This is a genomic window from Arenicella sp. 4NH20-0111 (assembly GCF_040366405.1).
In the GTDB taxonomy this organism is placed as follows: domain Bacteria; phylum Pseudomonadota; class Gammaproteobacteria; order Arenicellales; family Arenicellaceae; genus Arenicella.
In genome coordinates this window covers 43,232-64,317 of sequence record NZ_BAABWF010000011.1, presented here as the reverse complement: position 1 = coordinate 64,317, position 21,086 = coordinate 43,232, and the positions used below count along the sequence as shown (strand labels likewise).

The 21,086-nt window shown below is 43.0% G+C and carries 16 protein-coding genes; 8 read left to right on the top strand and 8 right to left on the bottom strand.

The annotated features are described in order from the left end of the window. Window positions 1-177: 177 nt before the first annotated feature. The 3 genes from ABWW54_RS17800 to ABWW54_RS17790 form a co-directional block, all read right to left on the bottom strand. Window positions 178-363: a hypothetical protein gene (locus ABWW54_RS17800; RefSeq protein WP_353414242.1), complete on the bottom strand. Its 186-nt coding sequence runs from the start codon at window positions 361-363 to the stop codon at window positions 178-180. A 385-nt stretch (window positions 364-748) separates the two neighbouring features. Further along, window positions 749-1,888: a serine hydrolase domain-containing protein gene (locus ABWW54_RS17795; protein WP_353414241.1), complete on the bottom strand. Its 1,140-nt coding sequence runs from the start codon at window positions 1,886-1,888 to the stop codon at window positions 749-751. 811 nt (window positions 1,889-2,699) lie between these two features. After that, window positions 2,700-3,161: an Lrp/AsnC family transcriptional regulator gene (locus ABWW54_RS17790; protein WP_353414239.1), complete on the bottom strand. Its 462-nt coding sequence runs from the start codon at window positions 3,159-3,161 to the stop codon at window positions 2,700-2,702. Window positions 3,162-3,245: 84 nt separating this feature from the next. Here ABWW54_RS17790 and ABWW54_RS17785 point away from each other — a divergent pair, with 84 nt between their 5' ends. The 5 genes from ABWW54_RS17785 to ABWW54_RS17765 all read left to right on the top strand — a co-directional run bounded on the left by ABWW54_RS17785 (window position 3,246) and on the right by ABWW54_RS17765 (window position 9,818). Beyond that, entirely contained in the window at window positions 3,246-4,289 is a 1,044-nt protein-coding gene (locus ABWW54_RS17785) for a pyridoxal-phosphate dependent enzyme (protein ID WP_353414237.1), read from the top strand. Further along, window positions 4,280-6,028 carry a 2Fe-2S iron-sulfur cluster-binding protein gene (locus tag ABWW54_RS17780; RefSeq protein WP_353414235.1) on the top strand — a complete coding sequence of 583 codons (1,749 nt, stop codon included), beginning with the start codon at window positions 4,280-4,282 and terminating at the stop codon, window positions 6,026-6,028. The genes ABWW54_RS17785 and ABWW54_RS17780 overlap by 10 nt, the downstream gene beginning before the upstream one ends. 36 nt (window positions 6,029-6,064) lie before the next feature. Then, entirely contained in the window at window positions 6,065-7,915 is a 1,851-nt protein-coding gene (locus tag ABWW54_RS17775) for a DUF885 domain-containing protein (protein ID WP_353414233.1), read from the top strand. 454 nt (window positions 7,916-8,369) lie between these two features. Further along, window positions 8,370-8,873, top strand: coding sequence for a MarR family winged helix-turn-helix transcriptional regulator (locus tag ABWW54_RS17770; RefSeq protein WP_353414231.1), 504 nt, complete (start codon window positions 8,370-8,372; stop codon window positions 8,871-8,873). 54 nt (window positions 8,874-8,927) lie between these two features. Continuing rightward, the gene (locus tag ABWW54_RS17765; protein WP_353414230.1) at window positions 8,928-9,818 is read left to right on the top strand and encodes a S41 family peptidase; all 891 of its coding nucleotides are present in this window, start codon (window positions 8,928-8,930) and stop codon (window positions 9,816-9,818) included. 85 nt (window positions 9,819-9,903) lie between these two features. Here the strand turns inward: ABWW54_RS17765 and ABWW54_RS17760 are convergent, their stop codons facing one another. The 4 genes from ABWW54_RS17760 to ABWW54_RS17745 all read right to left on the bottom strand — a co-directional run bounded on the left by ABWW54_RS17760 (window position 9,904) and on the right by ABWW54_RS17745 (window position 14,754). Continuing rightward, entirely contained in the window at window positions 9,904-10,842 is a 939-nt protein-coding gene (locus ABWW54_RS17760) for a gliding motility protein GldB-related protein (RefSeq protein WP_353414228.1), read from the bottom strand. A gap of 108 nt (window positions 10,843-10,950) precedes the next feature. Continuing rightward, on the bottom strand, window positions 10,951-12,372 hold the full coding sequence (locus ABWW54_RS17755) for a hypothetical protein (RefSeq protein WP_353414226.1): 1,422 nt from the start codon (window positions 12,370-12,372) through the stop codon (window positions 10,951-10,953). Between the two features lie 310 nt (window positions 12,373-12,682). After that, on the bottom strand, window positions 12,683-12,862 hold the full coding sequence (locus ABWW54_RS17750; RefSeq protein WP_353414311.1) for a helix-turn-helix domain-containing protein: 180 nt from the start codon (window positions 12,860-12,862) through the stop codon (window positions 12,683-12,685). Between the two features lie 605 nt (window positions 12,863-13,467). Beyond that, a complete protein-coding gene (locus ABWW54_RS17745) occupies window positions 13,468-14,754 on the bottom strand; it encodes a cellulase family glycosylhydrolase (protein WP_353414224.1) in 1,287 nt (428 codons plus the stop codon). A gap of 869 nt (window positions 14,755-15,623) precedes the next feature. Between ABWW54_RS17745 and ABWW54_RS17740 the strand changes: the two genes are divergently transcribed. Continuing rightward, window positions 15,624-17,084, top strand: a complete 1,461-nt coding sequence (locus tag ABWW54_RS17740; RefSeq protein ID WP_353414222.1) for a glycoside hydrolase family protein — start codon at window positions 15,624-15,626, stop codon at window positions 17,082-17,084. Window positions 17,085-17,315: 231 nt separating this feature from the next. Beyond that, entirely contained in the window at window positions 17,316-18,590 is a 1,275-nt protein-coding gene (locus ABWW54_RS17735) for an AGE family epimerase/isomerase (RefSeq protein ID WP_353414221.1), read from the top strand. A gap of 97 nt (window positions 18,591-18,687) precedes the next feature. Here ABWW54_RS17735 and ABWW54_RS17730 read toward each other — a convergent pair whose 3' ends face one another. Continuing rightward, complete coding sequence (locus ABWW54_RS17730) at window positions 18,688-19,665, bottom strand: sugar phosphate isomerase/epimerase family protein (RefSeq protein ID WP_353414219.1); 978 nt, start codon at window positions 19,663-19,665, stop codon at window positions 18,688-18,690. Between the two features lie 193 nt (window positions 19,666-19,858). On the opposite strand from ABWW54_RS17730, the gene ABWW54_RS17725 reads away from it, so the two are divergent. Beyond that, the gene (locus ABWW54_RS17725) at window positions 19,859-21,001 is read left to right on the top strand and encodes an AGE family epimerase/isomerase (RefSeq protein ID WP_353414217.1); all 1,143 of its coding nucleotides are present in this window, start codon (window positions 19,859-19,861) and stop codon (window positions 20,999-21,001) included. Window positions 21,002-21,086 lie beyond the last annotated feature (85 nt).

The window sequence follows — 21,086 nt, the reverse complement described above, 5'->3', positions numbered from 1 at the left end:
TAGTCAGTTTACTCGGTAGGAGAGTTAAATGTCTTACAGTGGCTTTATATGTACTTGAAACTGCAGGTACTCCATAAAGTTTTGACTAAACATAACATGCCGCGCTTAGGTTAAATTTAGCTTCTAAGATAACCGGAGTTTCGCTCTGTGGAGGTTTAAGAAAAGATAAATTCAAAGTTATTTTTCGTCGTCAAAAAAGTTATTCAAATTATCGAATCGCTGATGCTCTTGAAAACGTACCTCTGCTTGCTTCAATGGTTCAGGTATTAGTCGACAAAACCCGGTTCGTCCACGGTTATGATTATCAACTAAATCTGGATTGTAGCGAATCTTCACGTGCTTGGTAGTAGCGGTCAATGACATTTCAAATGGCTCAACTATATCTGATAATGTGTAAATGTTGGAACTTGATCTTACAAATTTACCAATCTAGGCTCGATCAAGCAGTACAGTGACTGTCCCTGTTTTGCCCTAAACGGACATGATTAGGAAAGTTCTGGAATCTGAAAAACGTGGTCTGTCCCGCTTTTCCCTGCCGCTTTTCCCCATGTAAAACGCACGCTTGCAGTCACGCAAAAATCGGTCAAGCACACCCTTAAATCGCTTCACGTCGAAATCGCCTGGGCCGACAAACAACTTACGATTTAGATCAGAAGTTCCCTAGGTGAAAAGCTCGCTAAAAATCATCAGATAACTCCTCAAAGTAGATCCGGTTGGGGCCGGATTTACATTCTATCTCTAGCGCTCACTAAGCACTTTCAACCCATTTATAAACCATAGGAATCAGATACTTTTCCAAACTCGCGCGCGCACTTGCCAATTGAATCATTACCACAACGGCTAGATCTTCAGCGGGGTCTACCCAAAACATTGTTCCGCCTTTCCCGGCCCAGTAGAAACTACCTTTACTCAAATACTCCTCATCTTCTAACTTGACACCAAGCCCATAACCATAGCCACTTTTCGGATAAATCATCTGAGGTATGCTTGATATATTTTTGGGCAGCTGGTTCTTTACAGCTTCATTGATAAGTTTCTCGTCTAGCACGTGAGTATACTGATTTGGAGATCTGAATAGATCAAGAAAATTCATATAGTCTTCCGCCGTTCCATACAAACCGCTACCTCCGGCTAGAACTTCCTTATCCCATTCGTCTTGCTCTTCCAATACGAATGATTTTTTATCGTCCCGGTCATAGCCGTGCATTGGCGCTAGCCTTGCAATTTTCTCGCCCTTTTGAATAAAGCCCGTATTCTTCATAGACAGAACCTTAAATATGTTTTCCTTCATGTAATTGTCGAGACTGCTACCGCTAAGTTGCTCAACAAGGGCACCCTGAATATCTTGTGACATGCTGTACTGCCATTTCTCTCCCGGTTCATTCATCAGTGGTAGTTGAGCGAGCGTCGTCATCATCTCTGAGAGACTCTCGCTGTCATCGAGTGGCGCAGACCACCAGTATCTCCATCCTGCTACGCTTTTCCAATCTCCACCATATGGAAACCCTGCGGTGTGTGTCGCAATGTTTTTTACCGGTATGGGTGAATGGTTGCTAAATGCGGGGAATATATCCTGTAATTGAGTTTGTTCAATGCTTAAGCCCTTATCTTCCATCGCTTTCATAAACGCGATGGAAGTAACTGGTTTACTCATTGAGTACCACTTAAAACGATGTTCCTTGGATATCGGCTCTTTTTTATCGACGTCTGCATACCCGATTGCCTCATGAAAGACTTCTTTTCCCTTGTGTTTTACAATTACCACCATCCCGGGAGTGCTTTTCGTTTCGATGAATTGTGTCAATTGCTCACGGAGAGAATTTGCATGTGCTAACCCAGTAAATAAATATATGGCAACAAAGCTGATGATTAAAATGGTGTTTTTCATGATTCTAAACCTCTAGTGAATTAATTTTCACCATTATATGAAGTCAACATCAAATGAAACTCAAACATAGGCAATGACAGGGTTGTTAGTACAAAGTTTTTCCTATCTAAGCCCTTGAATTTTCATCTTCATAGCTATATCTAGAATGGTCTTTTCACAAATACGGACGAAGTGAGCGCTCATGCCATTGACCTGTCTTGTCAGGTTTTTAATCATCCCGCACGTAGGAATACTTATACAAGCTAGGCTTTTGTTGCTAAGGCACAGGGCAAAAGCGGGGACAGACCACGGTTTTCAATATCACCCCCAAACGACCGCTCCGAGTATGATTCTGCCTTTTTGAAAAGTAAAGCTCTGTTGTCAGACTTCGTCTAACCTCGATTTTTGAAGCGCCAGATCGAGATCAAGCTTTTACAGACAATGACGTCTTTCCCTTAGAAAGCTGCTCAATGATAGCCAGGCGAGTATTATTATCCAATACTGAAAATGTTTGTTCTATTTGATTCATACAAAACAACATAAATTAAACCTATTGGTTGATTATTTTTATTTTTCATCTACTGTCGTTTCCTTTACGCGCCAGCAGTTTGAAGAAAAATTCGTACTAGTTTTTTCTCGGCCTTTAAAATGAGTTTTTCGCTTGTCATTCTTTTGTCCACATTTCGTTTAAGATACTCGCCCATTGGGTGTAGCAGGTAATGTTATTTCTGACTTCTTAAGAGTTTAACTGAACTATTCAGTAGCTTCCCAAAGATCCTATATAGATTTCGACTTAGGTAGGCAGTATAAGTGACGTTAACTTATTAAGTTTCTAGTCGTGCGTCAGCGCGACAGCTGAACTAACCTTCTTTCGGCTCATTACAACAGATGTTCTAAAACGTTTTACATTTGAGTCTTTGAAGAAAAGGCTTTTTGTAAGTTCTTCAAAATCACTGATATCCCGTGCCGTACAAATCAGACAAAAGTCAGCTTCCCCGGTGATGTAGTAGCACTGCTGAACCTGATCATGCTTTTGCATCCTTCGACTGAAGGCATCTATGTGATCCAACCTTTCACGATCCAGCTCAACCATGATGACAAATGTCATATGTTGCCCCACTTTAACTGGGTCTACCAATGCAACCTCGCCGGTGATAACACCAGAGTTGCGTAGATTGCGAACGCGCCGCTGCACAGTAGGTACAGAGATCCCAACCTCGTAACTGAGTTGTTCAAGCGAGGCGCGAGCATCTTGCTGGAGAACCTTCAATAACTTTTGATCGTATTTATCCATAGAGCCCAAAAAACTGATTTAAATTGATCAAATTTTATCAAAATCTGTGGAGTTTTCATCATTTTTTGTCGATACCATTCTTCTATGAAAAAGACAACTTCAACAACGCAATCAACCGACGCACTCAATCTCGTCAGTCGGTGTCCAAGATATCAAATTTCCCCCCTTTGCAAGTTGGAATCAGAAGGTATCGATATTTGGCTCAAAGACGAGAGAACGCGATTCGGCTTAGGCTCATTTAAAAGCCTTGGAAGTGCCTACGCGGTTATCCGACACATCGCAGACTCTTTGCAGATTTGCCCCAGTCTTGTGAATACAGACATTTTCAGACATGCGGCAACTCATATGACCTTTGTTTGTGCCAGTGCTGGCAATCACGGTTTAGGCGTCGCTGCCGCTTCCGCCACATTTGGCGCAAAAGCTCGCATCCACCTTGCATCCACTGTACCCGAAAGTTACTCGCTACGATTGCAGAAATTGGGGGCAACCGTTTTGCGGTCTGGCGCAAATTATGAAGAAAGCATGGAGCTTGCTATTACTGATACCGAAAGCACTGGTGCCATTTTACTGGCGGACAGTTCGTGGAATGGTTACTCCGATGTTCCCAAGCTGATTATGGAGGGCTACACCGTAATCGCGGAAGAACTTCGTACCCAATTCGAATCCGAGGGTACATGGCCAACTCATGTCTACCTTCAAGCAGGCGTAGGGTCGTTTGCAGCGGCTTTGACTACAGGCATTCGTGAAAATTGGCAAGTGCAGCCGCACATTAGCATTGTTGAACCTGTCGATGCTGCGTGTCTCCTCACTAGCGCATCTGTCGGCGCCATTTCCAGTGTAAGTGGAGCAGCGTCGATCATGGGAATGCTTGACTGCAAGGTACCTTCCCAGGTGGCCTTCGAAGTACTAAAAAATGAAGCAAATAACTTTATAAGCATTTCTGACGCTGAAGCTAGGCGAGCCGTTGAGAAGTTACAGCGTCTGGGGGTGGCTACCACGCCCTCGGGTGGCGCCGGTTTTGCGGCTGTACTAAAAGAACAAAAACTGTTGGATGCAGGTCGAACGGATTTCAACCCTCTTATTATTGTCACCGAAGCCGACCATCACACATCAAAATCATGCGTATAGAACAAATTTTCAAATACCCGGTCAAAGGTCTCGCCGGTGTGGAAATGCAAAATGCGATGCTTCGCCCAGAGTCTGGCCTGGATGGAGATCGTCGACGTGCGATAACACTGGGTAAGCCAAACACGTCAAAAATTGGTGATTGGGCAGAATGTGGCACATTCGAACGTTTAACCATCAACCCTTCACTCGCTTTATGGAAAGTCGATTCACAAAACGGTCAAGACACCATAACGTCGCCACAAGGAACAGCGTTTTCTGCCTCATCTTCAACTCGATTAACTCACGGTTCTTTTTCAGATCAAGCTCGTGTTGTAGAAAGTCAGAAAGGATTTTGGGATCACCGCGATGCACAGATATCCATCATAAATCTCAACACATTGGCGGAAATTGAACGTGTGACTGGCGTCCAAATTGATCGTAGACGGTTTCGCGCAAATATCTACGTCCGTGCGGAACCGTGGTCGGAATTCGCTTGGCTTGGGCAGGTACTAAAGGCTCAAGAGCCCAAGCTTTATGTACTACGTCCAACAGATCGCTGTCGCGCAACGTCAGTGAATCCTGACAGCAGTGAGCTAGATACAAATATCCCAGCGTTACTATTAAGACACTATGGGCATCATTACTGTGGCGTTTACGCAAAAGTCATTAAAGGCGGGACAATTAGGCAAGACTCTAACTTCGTTTTGCAAAACCACGAGCCTAATCAACATATGACTCAGGCTGCAATCCAGCCGACCGCGCCAACACCAAGTGATTGGCCACGTTTAGCGATGGTAAAAGACGTATTTGAGGAAACCAAGGACACGCGTTCAATCTGGCTGCAAGACACTGCGATGATGCAAGATTTGGAGCTGCCGTTCTTTGCGGGAATGCACATTAAAACACACAACATAAAAAGCTCCGGTGTTTGGCGATCCTATTCTGTATCGAAGTATGAAAATAGGCTAATCAGGCTCACCGTCAAGCGACAAAGCGGATTAGGATCTAACGCCATCCATCAGTTAAATATTGGCGATAAAGTGCTCATTAGCGGCCCTTTTGGCGATATGCGCCTAGACCCAAAAGCAACGGCATACACCTTTGTAACCGCCGGAATTGGAATTACGCCAATCATTCCAATGTTGGCGTCACTACGCGACGACTCTCGCAAAATTCAAGTATTCCACTCGGTTACAAGTCAAACCTCGCTTGCTCTTTGGGACGAAGTTTTGGAACACGCCACAAATCAACACAACACTGCGTTACACCTTTTTATAACCGAGAAACTTTCTAGCTACGCCTTATCAGGCAACCGCATGGACCCTACGGCCATTGCGAAAGGTGTAGCACAAGACGGTTCTTTCGTTGTTGTTTGTGGCCCAGAGTCCTTCCAACAATCGGTTCTACGAGAACTTAAAAAACAAGATATACCGGAATCTAGAATAGTGACTGAGAAGTTCGTGTCACCCTTATCCACAAAAGCAATCAACTCAGCAACCAACTACAGTGCGCATCAAGTTCGACTAAATAAAACCGATGTGCAAGGTATTTGGCAACGTTCAGATCAATCACTACTGGATTTTGTAGAGCGGCACGGAGTGAACATCCAATCTCAGTGTCGGGCCGGTGTGTGTGGCTCGTGTAAGGTTCGCCTTCTTGAAGGTTCAGTGCTGTGTCTATCAAGCGGCGAAAAGAAAAACAGCGAAGTCATCCTGACTTGCTGCAGCGTGCCGCTCAGCAACGTCATACTGACATGCTGAAAATACACAAAAATCAATTTTACAAAAGGTAATACGATGAGCAAAAAAGTACTATATTTGATGACGTTATATCTTCTCGTCATCAGCCCATGCGAAGCCGCTATTTCAAAGCAAGGATTGTCTGCAACTGATGAAAGCAAATTGCTTAATCAGTGGCTCGATCAGCAATATCAGTACGAGTTGGTGATGAGCCCAATGACAGCAACAAGAGAAGGCTTCAAAGAAGGATATAGCCGCCTTGATGATTTCAGTGAGCTGGCGGAAAGGAGCAAGCTAGCTTGGAAAAAAGCGAGTGTTGAGGAGATGCGACGGCGATTCGATTATGAAAAGTTGAACCAAGACGCAAAGCTGTCGTATCGACTTTGGGAGTTTCAGCACGAAGAACTCAAATCCAAGCACGAATTCCAACGACATTATTATGTGTTTAACCAATTGTTCGGCCCTCACACTCGGATACCAACCTTTATGATCAATTATCATAGTGTGGAGACTGTAGAAGAAATGCAGGACTATATTTCTCGTTTGGCTCAAATTGGTCGCGCAATCAACCAACTAACCGCCAGAATGAAAGCCGCCGGTGAAAATGGTATCAGGCCACCGCGCTTCGTCTACGAGCAAGTCAGAGATCAAGCTAGCAAAGTCATCGCTGGTCGACCTTTTGATGAGTCTGAACGAGACTCTTCATTATATAAAGACATGAAAAATAAAACGGCCTTGCTTGTTAAAAACCAGCATCTCACCAAAGAAGATGCAATGAATTTGATTGATCAAGCTGAACGAATCATGTCTCTACAAATACAGCCTGCCTATGTGAATTTGATTGATTGGTTAGAAACTGACATGGCTAATAGCGATAAAACGCCACGTGGGGTTTCAGTGTTTAATCGTGGGCGAGAGTTTTATAATCAAACACTAATATCTCAAACCACAAGTACGCTTACTGCCGATGAAATTCATGACATCGGGTTAGAAGAAGTCGCGCGGATTAGAGTAGAAATGCTAAAGATAAAAGGCGAACTTGGTTATCAAGGCAGCTTAATTGAGTTCTTTGCTCACTTGCGAGATAACAAAGACAATCCAGATTATTATTTTTCAAATAACGATGAGGGACGTAAAGCGTATATTGATCAATCCACGTCGTTCATCAGAAAAATAGAAAGCCAACTGCCGCGTTACTTCAACCAGCTGCCAAAAGCCGATTTGGTGGTCAAGCGCGTCGAACCCTATCGCGAAGAGGACGGAGCTCCGCAACACTATCTACCGCCACAGCCAAACACAGACAAACCAGGCGTCTACTACGCACATTTATCCGATATGTCGGCAATGCCCAAAGGCTTGATGGAGGTGACCGCATATCATGAAGCGCTTCCCGGTCATCATATGCAGGTGGCTATTGCTCAAGAGTTGGATGATATTCCTACCTTTCGAAAGCGCGCTTTTTTTGGGGCTTATATCGAAGGTTGGGCACTTTACAGTGAAGTGCTGGCTAAAGAGATGGAAGGCACTTATCAGAATTTGCTGTCGGATTTTGGCCGGTTGAGTAGTGAAATGATTAGAGCAATACGTCTAGTCGTGGACACCGGTTTACACAGCAAAGGTTGGAGTCGTGACAAGGCCACCGAGTACTTTTCCAGTAATTCATTACTTCCAGCACAAACGATCCAATCTGAAATTAATCGTTATCTCGTGTGGCCTGGACAAGCCACTAGTTATAAGGTTGGCATGCTACACATACAAGACCTCCGGCGTCGGGCCGAATCGGAACTTGGAGATCAGTTTGATCTAAAAGAATTTCATGGAGCGATTCTTGATGGCGGTGCGCTCCCATTGAGTTTACTAGAGGACAAGGTAGGTCGTTGGATCAACCAGACTAAGAAATCGAGATAGTAGTCGACCTAATTGAATATTATTAAGCAGTGAAAATATTTCATTCTAAATATTTTGCTAAGGAAGATTGCGGTTTTCATATGCCGGTTCGCACTGGAGTCATCGGGGGCCTTCTTCGATGGTGGTATGTCGCCGTTCGATTTGAGTATTTGTTTATTATTGTTGAACCCGTCGACCTAAGACTAGCTGGCTGACTCGATCTCTGTATTTAGTCACCTCTTGAGATTTACCATACCTTTACGGTTAAATATAAAGCACAGAGTCTATACATAACAATCAAATGTTCTCTAAGCCATGTTGACCTTTTCCAAAATTTGGTCCCGGTCAACTTGGTAAGTGTAGTGGTTTGACCCCATCTTTAGTGGTAAATCATCATCGTTAAGGAAAGGGAAATCACTCATTTGTACTTGAATATATAATTGCTTATGTATAAGCGGTTATGTATAGTGTAGTGATGATGAAATATGAAAAAGCTTCAGACGGGCTAGGTACACAATTAAGAAGGCTAATTGAATTACTTGATGGCGATCTAGAAAAAATCTATGAAAACGATGGAGTGGGGTACAGGCCAAGATTTACCCCAATTATGAAGTCTCTTGCTGCGAGGGATGGTTTAACGATTAAGGAAATCTCTGATTTATCTAGCATCTCGCATTCAGCCGCTAGTCAGACTGTTTCTAAGTTGATTGATCTTGGATGGGTTTTTAGCAAAGTGGGTAACGGCGACGCTAGAGAGCGTGCTATTTACCTAACGAATGTTGGTCGTTCAATGTTGCCGATGCTCCAGCGTCGATGGCGAGCGACACAAGCTGCTGCCAATAAGCTGGACGCAGAACTTTCCTCTCCGTTAAGTAAATTACTAGCAGAGAGTATTGATAGGCTGTCTGAAAAATCTTTTTCGAAGAGGATATTTGAACAAGAAATTTTACTAGATAAAAGTAAAGATAATTTGAATTAATGATTAACAATACAATAGGATAGGATAAAAATTATGATTTCAATGTTTGCGAGCATGGCTATAGCATCGATATGTGATATCGAGCGTAAGACTCTTTATATGGTTGCCGACATAGTTGAAGAAAGGTACGTTTTAGAAGAGGATGCCATTCGAGTGGCAAAAACTATAAGGAAGCAAGCTAAAAACGCTACTGCACAGCAGAATTGTGACCCCAGTTCGCAGTTTGCGTCGAATGTTACTGACGAGTTGAGAAAAATCTCTGGTGATGGACATTTTTACCTGGAGGCTTCCGCAGATGAAGGAGAAGATGATTGGATTGCAGAGTGGATATCAAATGGAAAATACAATGGGTATGGTGTTGAACGGGTAGAAATACTGGAGGAGAATATAGGTATTGTAAAAATATCTACGTTTTACGACATGAAAACCGCCTTTGATCGATTTGAAGCTGCGTTCAAGCTAGTTGAAGATACTCAAGGGTTGATACTTGATCTGCGAGGTAACGGCGGGGGCTCGAGCGAGACTGAATGGCCGTTGCAATGGACTTTCTTGGAGCCCGGGACTGAAGTCCCCCTACGGCTTGAATCTCGGTTTGGAGATGTGAAGGATTTAGTCGAACCTAAAGTACCTTGGTTAAGGTATGGTTCTGAAAGACCTCTTGCCATATTGTTAGATGACCGGTCTTTTTCTGCCCCGGAAGCAATCGCCTTCTCTCTGCAGTCTATCGGAAGGGCCGTAGTTATTGGCTCCAAGTCCGGTGGAGGAGCGCATATGCTCGGCACAGGAATTCCTTTATCAACAGGTTTTAAATTACATGTCCCTGAGATTCGCCCTGTTGCCTCTAAATCGGGGCTTAATTGGGAAGCTGTGGGGGTCACACCGGATATAGTCTATCAAGGAGACGATATTGTAAAAGTTGCTATTAAGGAGTTGATTACCAAATAAAGTATTCTAAGAGGAGAGGTCGTGGTTTGGGATTTGGTAAAAATCAGCTTTTAAGTAGACCTTTCCTTAGGTTAGCTGAAGAGGTTTAGCGACTTGGCAATGAGTGTACAAACGACGCATATTTACTCTTTTTCAAAATACGGTCAGGGTTCGACAAAATCAGTAATTCTTTAAGAGCTCTAGCTTTATCTAGAGAGTTTTCATAGTAATGGCGAGAAATTTGCTTTCCAATCCAATAGCCCATGTCTCTAGGTTGGTCGCTTGAAGGTTTTGTGTACATCCAATCTCCAAGCGATTCGTCATGCATAGCAGCACTAAAGTCTTTCCAAAGTTTCTTCTCGTTGGTTTTACCATAACTGCTTCTTTCCATTTCCGCTTTGCCTGTATCAGTAAGAAAAAAGCTTGAGACTAAATCCGCAAATCCTTCGTGTAATGCTTGTCTAAGCAGACTGTTTTTCGCTCTTGGTTTGGGTTTGCTTCGGATCATGGCTTGGTAAACATGAACGACTTCGTGATAGGTGTACCACCGCAATAAATTTTTAGCCTCAGCTTCATTCTCTGCGAATTTACAGAGAACTTCGAGTCCAATTGCTAAACCTTTTCGGTTTGCGGTACCTCCAGAATTATTTGCACCAAACAATATGTAAACTGGAGTCTCGAAATCGACATTGAGTAGCTCTCTTGATTTACGAAGTAGTTCTTCTGCTTCGCTTTGAAATTCTTGAGCCGCTGGAAGGCATATCTCTATTGCCTTAGAATAATCAGCCTCGGCTTTACTGATGGCTCGCATCATATTGTCAGCAGTTTTGATTCTCAACGGTGTAAAAAGGTCAATGCCTTCAGTTCCGACACTAAGGTAATTCTTGTCTAAAGCTATTGAGGTCATTTTTTCTTGCTTAAGAAATATTGCCGCGAAATTTTCCGCATCCTGTGTGCTGTATTGAGCCTGTGCTGAAAAAGGGCTTTGATACAGAGATAAAAAAATGATGGCTAGAGAAAGTGTTTTAGCTATGCGATTCGTCATCTTTATACCGTTTAAGTGTTGTTTTTGAACTGCGTTACTCCTGTCTCTAGCATTGTGGGGACAGAAATAAAGGGGATTAGACGTGCTGTTAGATTCCGAATTGAAACGTTAGTTTCTTCGTTTAATGTCATGAGGTAGGTCATACATAAACAATACTCCTGGAAATATAGACGACTCTCCACCAAACGGGTAGTATCCTCCAGACCCTACGGCTTTAATCGGGTAGGGAACAGTTCCTAATAGTTTCCTCCGATATCCTAATGTTATTGAATGGTTCTTAAAGAATCTATTGGCGTGAGCAAATGCAGTATCGGCCGTTGACGACCAAATACTTCCGTTCCTAGGGTGTCGTGCGTCTATTCTAAAATTTGGGTCGTTGTTATGGCCATACATATACCTTTCATACTTATCGCTTACGTAGTTAGACATAGTCTCTGCTACAAATTCAAGGTCTTTGCCATCCCTGTCTGGTGGGGATCCCTCAGTCCCAAACTCACCATGTGAGGTAGAGAATTGATAAAGTGAATCATCACCTTGACGCGAAAGAGTCTCTGCAAATGTGAGGCAAGGTCCAATAGCAACAATGCCATAGTTCCAACCTAGGTCTGGTAGGGTTTCGTCTTTCGTCGTGTTCGGGTTGTCGGCACGAGCGCGCTCAAACTCTCCAATAAAACCCTCTTTGAATACGGAGTAGGCTAGAAACTCACGACAAAAATTTTGTGCGTCTTTTACCAGTCTTCGATCCCGATTCAGTATGCCTATGATGCCGATTGATCGAGCTAAGTTGGCGCGCCGATTATTATAGAAGTAGCTCAACCTTGGAATCTTTGGGCCACCGGCGTATCCCGGCGCTCTCATCTCATGCCCGGCCAGATAATAGTCGGAGAGAACTGGTGTTGGAGCGGTCCTATCTTCAAATAGCTTTTCAAGACCTTCATTTAAGTCAACACGTGCGAAGTTTGCGTAACTGGAAAACCAGCGAAGCAATATTGTCCTTTTGTCTGCAGGAATTGAGTTCGATAAAAAATCATATGCGACTACTAAACGAGAGATCCATTCGGATAAGAGAAAGACTCCGCCATCGCCGCTTTTTCCCTTGCACCAGATGATATCGTTAGAAAAATCCATCTTTCGATCTCTTGCTATTCTAAGGAGTGCACTCAAAGCCAGTCGTTTTGAGGCGGTATCGTTCTCTATCAGCCCGTAAAACGCTGTATCTCGAAGTCTCGACGCGTGTCTATTTGTGGGAAATTTTCCGTTATAGCAACCATCACGATTTTCCGGCTTGGGAGATGAATACTCAAGGTCTTTATCTGGATCAAAATAGTCTGACAATGCGTCTTTATGGAAACTATTCCGTGCCTTTAATATGTGATCCCAATCGCCAGGGCTATTGGGTGACACGTCTCCTTTGGTTTTATAAGGGCCCTTACCTGCACGTTCTCTCCATATACGCAGTTCTGAACTAGACCAAAATAAATGAGAATTTTGATCTTCAACTAGCATCAAAATTGGAGGTAGACTTTTCAATGCGCGGCCCGCAGTCTCACGATTTGCATGTGCTACTCCAACTATACAAGCTATAAGAAGTGAGATAGATATAACGGATTTTGAGTATGTCATATGGAATAGCTCTATAGTTTGGGAACTTTCGATAATGTAACCGGTATCATAATGATTCGCAATCTTTGAAATACAGGGGAGCCAGATTGGCGGAAAAGTAGCGCCATATAAGTGAACCTGCCGAGAACTCGGAAATCCATGACAAGAAAATTGCGGGTAGCCCTTATTTTTTGGGTGGACAAATACTGGTTTATATAAAGACAGATCACTCGGTGACTCAGATGGTCTTTCCTGTGTAAACTCTATGTTTTTTTCGATATGCCGCAGAGCGTGTTCCAGTCACTTTTGCAAATGTGGAATAGAAAGAAGATCTTGAATTGAAACCGGCATCAAAGAATATATTCAATACTGGATCATTGCTATCTTCGAGGCGTGCGATCGCTTTCTTTACTCGCAGGCCATTTACTTAGTCAAAAAACGAGTCTACGATTTTAAAGTTGATCGTTTGCGGGATATAGTTTGAGAAGATATCAATCCTTCTAGATAGGAGAGAAAGAGAGAGGCTGGGACCTAAGTACATTCTATGCTCCTCCACTGCTATCCGAATTTTTTGTTCAATTTCCATATGTTGCGCTTCCGATAAGCCAGAATTCTTACATTTTTCGCGAACGATTGGCGGCGTAGCATTGCCTGTTCTAAGGTATTACGTTTCGTGTTTAAGTGATATCCCCCATGTGCAATATGATCAAATGATGACCGATTGTAGAATAAAGTTAATCGGAGGCTATAGTTGGTCCTATTAGTAACAGAGCTGATTTTCATTGAGTATTCGGAATAATGATCTTGTGATGATCAGGGTTGCTCTTAATTGATATGACTTGTTAATATTGCGGGTAGGGCTTTCGTTGATTTTCCGACAAGCTAAACCCAAACAAATGTCTATCAATACTGGCAATCTGTCCTGAAATTGGTAATAGAAACAGCTGCTATTAGTGCATTCATGGTTTCCCAATACAGGAAACCCCGACTATCAGAGGTCAGGGTTCCTAGCATGTTTATTTTTTACAATTTATCTAGAACTCGGTTAAGTTTGCGATTCTGACGTTTTTTGAAACGTCTGTATTCGCCTTTTTGTCGTTTTAAAAATCGACGCCATTCTCTATCTTGTTGTTTCAAAAAACGATCTATTTTTCGATTTCCAGTTCCAATGCTTCCGGCGTTGGGGCATATACTTCTTGAAATACAGCTCTGACCAGCCTCGTATCCCCAGTCACCAATGTCTACTTTGCATATAGGCCAGATGCTACCGTCGCTCCAGGTACACATTTCATCGTTAGTAGGTGGGTTCCCGCCGCTACTGTCAAATATTGTTGCTATGAGAGATGTTTCAGTAATTCCATTGCTTCCGTTGATGAGGCGCTGCCCCCAAGGTGTAAGGTCACTTGAATCAAAGTTGCTGACTAGATCTAACGCCAGACAACAATCTCCGTTTCCTGACCAAGACCAGCCGATATAGCCAATTCCATGCTGCTGAGCGAGATCTAAGAGAGAATCAATATCTATATCTTGGCCGCCATGTGATGCGCCAAATTCTCCAATAATCAAGGGTAATCCGTGTGATTGGAATGCTTGTATGTAAGACTCTTGATTAGATGCTGATGAAAATACTTCATACATATGTACGGAAAAGATAGTGTTACTTTGAGAGTCTGCCGCAAAAATTTGTGGCGCATTGTCTCTCATGAAGAACTGCCAATCTTGTCCCCAATTCGCAGCATCGACCATTAGTGTATGAGTCAGACCAGCAAGTCGTAAAGACTGAATAGCTTCAATCGTTCCGTTTACATAGGTGTCTGAATTGACCCCGGAATTTCCAAACGGCTCGTTAGCTATATTTATAATAATATAGTCTTCTTCACCTTGTATTACTTGTAAAATATCAGGGCTAGTCCAATACGCGGCTGATTCTTCTAGCGGAACCGCACCTGACGACTCAGGGTAGCCGGTGGAGTCGTGCACTTCTAGCACGCAGATCAATTTGTTTTCTTTGCATAATGATATGACGTTAGCGACATCAGAGCCGGAATTTCTGGTCCATTGGCCACCGTTGGACAAAACTACTCTTACGGTGTTTGCGCCAGTCGCTGCGATATCGCCAAATGATGCGGTTTCGCTTGTATACCAAGTGTGTGGGTGGTTAATTCCTCGCATAACAAACGCGTTGCCATTGGCATCTATCAATTGAGTACCAGAAACGCTAAAACCTGCCATGGCGGTATTGGAAAGGGTAACTGCGAGTGCGGCTGATAATACGAGCAAACATGCCCGGATTGAATTAATAATGGTCATTTGAATCCTCCGATTAATATTTTGGTGCGTCACCAGCTGTTCTCTGCGTTGATTTTTTGCACTAGTTCGAGACGAGAAGAGCGACTTAAAATTCTGCTATTCCAGAGACAGTTTCTAGGTGAACGAGGGTAATCAAAAAATGCTTTCCGAACAGGCCTATACTGAATGATCTGATTGTAGGGTTGTGCATTTATCGATTTTCGATAAAGAGATTGAAAGCCGAGAGCTACATACTAGCTAGTGCAGATATCCACTTTTAATCGAGCATAAATGTAACCGGTTGCATTTGGGGAGTCAATGAAGTCTGTGGTCTTTTCTCCAGTCTAAAAACTCGCATGAGCTTTTTCATGGGCAACTAGGAAAACTCTGCTGCGAGTATTTTGGTAATCGATAGCAGTAGAAACATCCATAGGTTAGCGGTTTATACGCGATTTCATGCCATAGATTTACAAAGTAAGAAGATTGCTAAAGTTGAACTGCTCTCAAGAGTGAATAATAACGATTGGTGGGGCTTTCAAACGAATGGTGAAATTTGATTATCTATCTGTAACCGGTTACATTATTGGTCGACGAAGATATCTGGGGTGCTGAGTGAGCTATAGCTACAGATTCTGTACGATGAGAGAGCCTGAAGGCTTAGATGAATAATTGAAGGGCTGCCGATTGTTCGCCAATACTTAGCCTCCTACAGTGTGACCATTGAGTATCTTTTCTGAAAATACCGACAAATCCTTTCATGAAAATGAATGTTGAGACAGGTTAGGGCAGCACATTTTTTTAAATTTTGGTTGTATTAAATTGCACTATTTAATGCATCTGGAACGTAGCCGGTATCATTGAAGTTTATTAAACACATAGGTTTTAAGAGTATGAAATTTAGCTATAAGGGATTAATTATCCTGTTCATTACCTTTAGTATGGCAGGAGAAGTGACAGCAGTTGGAGTTAAGGTTTTTGACGATGAGTCGTGGCTGAACTTTACTGCTTCTTATGATAAAACTGCCATTGTCAAGAATCACGCGATAGGAGGAGGGTTGGATCTTATGGGTGAAGGAGTGCTGATGCTGGAGAAAGAAAATACGGGGTTACCTTTTTGGAAAACGACCAAGTTTGTAGAGGCCGGCAGTTGGTTCTCATCTTGGTTGGACTCTCATCCATCAACAATTGATATCGAGTGGCTGAGCTACGGCTATTTAGAAAAAATGGATGAAAATTGGATTAAGTTTTCTGGAAACCCACTAATAAGTGAGCATGCTTGGAATCACGCCACTGATCAGACGCTCCAGCTCCCCAGTCACTATTCAGACCGGCCAAATGATCAATCGTTGGAGCGAGGACATGGAGTATATGAAGATAAATGGGTCTTATTTTTTAATATAGGTGGATGGGCCGTCAAAGGATGGGGTATGGCAATCGCTGATTCATTGGAGCCCCTCAAACAGGGTGTTAATCCATTTAGACTGGCTGAACCCTATCCGCTAACCAAGGCAACCGGAGGGTATAATGCGCCCAATGATTGGTTCTTTCATAGTGGCACTTGGTATGCACCGGACGAATCCCGTGATCACACTTCTCGTATGTGGACGAGCAAAGATACAGTTTCTTGGAAGCTCGAGGGGCCAATCGAGGGTATTAACGGTCATGACCCTGGTATAATTTGGGATGGTGAGTATTTCTACTTGTTTAACGAAGATGAAAATCGGATTACCGTTGTTAGGAGCGATGATCCGCTTGCAAAGTGGACGGCTCCGTCGATTCCCGTTGAAAAAAGAGGGGAATGGGAAAATGGTGTTGCGGTAGACATTATGGATCATACTGGCGATGCGGATCTAGCCTATTTTAATAATCGCTGGCATATGTTTATGGATGATGGTGAGCATTTTCACTACAACTTGGCGTACGCTTGGACGACTGGAGAAGAGTTTCCTTATGGTTGGAGATTGACAAACGACGCTTTTGGGCCATTTAAGCCAGATCAAAATCAACTGTGGGACAATGATACAGAAGATGGAAACAGTTTTGGCACTGGCGATGCTGATATCGCTCTTGATGGCAACACTCTCTACTTAACTTATGAGAGACCAATAGGAATCGCATATAAGGAATTGGGCGTCGAAAAAACGGAGCGTCAAAAAGTTTATGTGCAAGCAGACTATACAGTTGATGGTCGACTTTCTTCGGGACCTACTATTTCTGTTGGCAAGAGGCAATCAATAAAGTTTGGACGATTGGAAGTACCTGATTCGGCGGAGAAATGGAGGTTGAATTTGATACTCAGTACAGAAGATCGTGATGTCTCTCCAATGGTGAACAAGATGTTAATCAAATAATTGTTTCTCAATCGATGCAGTTCGAAGTAATTTCAAGTGACTACCCAGGCCATGGCTCGAGGATTCTCGCACTTGATAAGCCCTAGAATTTTAACAGGGCTTCTTCTATGTAATTTCAATGTGATCGGCTATATTTTTTACTATTAGTTCAACTATTGAAGTTTTAGGGATCTCTGAGTCATCATGATTGTAATATTGCTAGAAGTTTTGAATATTTAGGTAAGGTTGTAAATGCTCCATGAAAAGTTGGTTTGTACTACTGTGATGGTTGTGCTGTTTTTTTTAAGTAGTGTTTGCTGTGGTTCTAATATCAGTAGCTCGCCCACTGGCCCAGATGAGAAGGCATCCGATTCATATATAAAGTCTATTATCGAGTCGGTCGATTTTCTTAAAAAGAACGCATATTCTCCTGAAGCTCGAGTTTTTTACTCTGATATTGATAATAAGGGCCGGGTCTCCACCAGCAAGGTATATCTGGTGTCACTAAGCCGTACAATCTATGCGCTCTCATTCTCTTCTAAATATGTTCCAGAGAATTTGGCGCTCGCCAAGCAATCGGCTGAGTTTTTAACAGAGAATCTTATTTTTGAGCATGATGGCCTTGCTTATTTTCTGCCTGAGTACGATTTGAGCAGCGGATCGTCTCCAAAAGTAAGAGAATTGGATGTTTGGCAGCAGGCTTATGGGCTTACAGGGTTAGTTGAGCTTTATCGAAATTGGCCGGATCCCGAATTGTTTCGAATCATTGAGCTGATGCACATTGCTTTCGTCAATCGCTTTTCTGATCTAAAAAATGGAGGCTTTTGGGGGCGTTACAGTCTCGAAAATGGCCCCATTTTTTCGAGTAAGAGTTTTCAGTCCACTGTTTATCCAGTAACAGCTTATATGAACAATCTATGGGCGATTTCTCCTAACCCTAAGCCGCTCCAAGCGTTGCTGTCTAAGCATGTGCAATATGCGCATGACTACCTTTGGGACTCTGCGAAGAATTGGATTAATATCAGATTTGATTCTGATTGGGGCGTATGTCCTAACGCTGACGGTAAATGTTTCAGTGTTGCTCCGGGTCATAATTTTCAACTTGCTTGGCTATTATTGAATACTAGAAACTGGACTTTTATCAGCAAAGAAAATCAGCATAAATATGATATTTTGGGTAGAAGAATAATCTCAGCTACCCTAGAAAAAGAAATTTGGGGAGAATCGAGCAAAGGTGGTTTTTTTAGCGAGTACGACCCAAGCGATTCGCAACGTATTTCACATTTAAAAGCATGGTGGCAACACAGCGAAGCGATTATCGCGTTATCATTCTACGACCCAAGCAGTCAGAAGTTAAAGGATCTCTTGGACTTTTTTGAATTAAGTTTCAAAGATCGAGTGTACGGAGGAGAGTATTTTTATCTCGATAAAGATAATAGACCAATCCTTACGGAACCTAAATCTAGCATAGGTAAGTCCGCTTACCATACTGTTGAAATGTATCGATTTCTGATTGAAAACTTGTAGAGTAGGCGGTGTTTTTAATAATACCATTCGAGCCGCGAATCGGTATTTGAAATAGATGGCTGGAATCCGGTTAACTAGCCACTATCTGTCTCGATGATTATGTCTCGTATTGATATGCTCTTAACAATTCCAGAGTTCTTTTACTGCCTTCATATTCAGTCAAGGTAGTGCCTTCAAACTCGGCGCTAACTCGGCCTTTGAACCCTGCGTCGATCAGAATCTCAAGACATAGCTTGTAGTCAATAGATGATTCATTACCTTCATTGTCGAAATCATAAGTCTTGGCGCTAACTCCTTTGGTGTATGGCGCCAGATCAATAACTCCCTGTAGCCTGTCGTACAGACGAGGAGGGTCGATGTTCCAGCCTCCCATGAAGAAGTTATCTAAGTCCAGAAGAACACCGCTATTGCTATGGTTGGTTTGGTCTATCAGCATTGCTAGCCAGGCTCCGTTGTTGGATTGATGCCCGTGATTTTCGACTAAAATTTCTAGGTTAAATTCAGCCCCCAATTCACACAAACGGTGTAAGCTTTCAGCGCATTGATTTAGTTTATCTAAATAGGAGCCGTCACCGTAAGCGTTGACGCGCAATTGGCTGCAGCCAATCTCTGCTGCGGCTTCCATCCAGGGTAGGTGGTTTTCTACGGCTCGAGTCCTCAACTCCGAATTGCTCGCACCAATAGAACCTAGTTGATCGCACATTAACAATCCGAAGGAAACTCCATCATCCTCTGCTCGTTGCTTAAGTTCTTTTAGCCAGGGTCTATCCTTAGCGTGGCCGAACCACAAAACATTTACCATGTCGATGATCGAAACATCAAGTCTACGAGCGACCTTAGTAATGTCGCGGGGATCCATTTCACCCAATAGAACGGAGTCGGGAGAAGTTCTCAGCATCTTCAAGAATTTACTGTAATTTTGGCGGCTAGCTCCAAAAATAGCATGGTGAAAACACCACTGTGAGATAGAGATTTCATAGCGAGCCTCCCTTTTTTTTGGCTGATTCGCACGTACAAGGAGTGGCGGGGAAATCAATCCCACAATAAGACTTTTGGCAAATCTGCGTCGTTTCATTTTGAACTTCCTTTCTTCATATTCTTTTCATCTTAGCTCATGCTTCTTCGGGCGTGAAGTTTCGAAATTAGCGAGCATAGTTGTTTCAAGCCTTTCTCTTGCGTTTTATTAAGTAAAATTGATTGTTGATCTTCAGGTTGTAATCAAATACTATGTAACCGGTTACATTTAGTCAACATAAAAGAGTCTTTTCATGAGTCGAGAGTTTATAGAATCATCAAAAAAGCTAGAGCAGTGGATAAGAGGTAGCGCGTTGCCGTTCTGGAAGGCGAGAGGAATGGATGGAGATGGAAGCGGACATGTTGAGCGACTTGATGAGCATGGTAATCCAGATTGGACGGCCAATATTCGAATGAGAGTACAATCTCGGCAGCTTTTTGTGTTTTCTTACGCTCATCACCTCGGTTGGGATGAGAGTGCTGAGGATACAGTAGCATCACTTTTGAAGTTTGCGGATGAGCAGCGGAGTGACGTTTCCTTTCCACACCTTTTTGACCCTAAATTTAATGTTATAGATTCTCGAAAAGACATATATGACTACGCGTTTCATATATTGGCCTACACGTGGTGTTATCGTGCTTTCAAGAACGAAAGTGCCTTAGTTTTTGCAAAGCGTTTAGTTGGCTTTTTGGATCAAGAATTCAAGTCTGTAAATGGAGGCTGGGTGGAAGGGGATTTTTCATCGTCATACCGGCGTCAAAACCCACATATGCATCTTTTAGAGGCGTTCTTGGCCCTATTCGGTGCTACTGAGGATGAGTACTGGCTGGAGCGAGCAGCCGAGATTGTGGAATTGTTTAAGCGTCATTTTTATGACTCTGAGTCCAATTTATTGTTAGAGAACTTTAATGCTGATTGGTCGGTTTGCGAGGAGCCTCACAAGTGTTACGTTGAACCTGGGCATATGATGGAGTGGGTATGGTTGCTAAACGATTTCTCGGCTCTTTCTGGTAGGGATTGCAGTGAGTACTGTGTTCGGATGCTTGAGTCGGTAAACAAGTACGGGTTCGCCTCGAGCGGCCTGCTCTATGATCGGATAGGCGTCGATCGGCGTCCTTTTATGAGAACCAAGAGGTGTTGGCCAATGACCGAGGCTGTAAAAGGGTGTGTTTCACAAGCGGTAGGTCCTAACTCTGTTGAATTGTCGCAAGCGGCTAATCATATTGATGTTTTGTTTAAGTATTTTATTTGCGAGGAGCTTGAAGGTGGTTATATTGATCAAAGAGACAGTCAGGATAGAGTGCTTGATGGGAAAATGCCAGCAAGCACTCTTTATCATTTGATAGTCGCTTCAGCAGAGGCTAGCTCTGTTAGAAATCGTTTTTTCCCAGACTAAACGTCATATCAATTCTTTTATAATGGCGCCCAATGCTGTAACCGGTTACAATATCGGGCGCCTAACAAACCCAACGACTGATCCT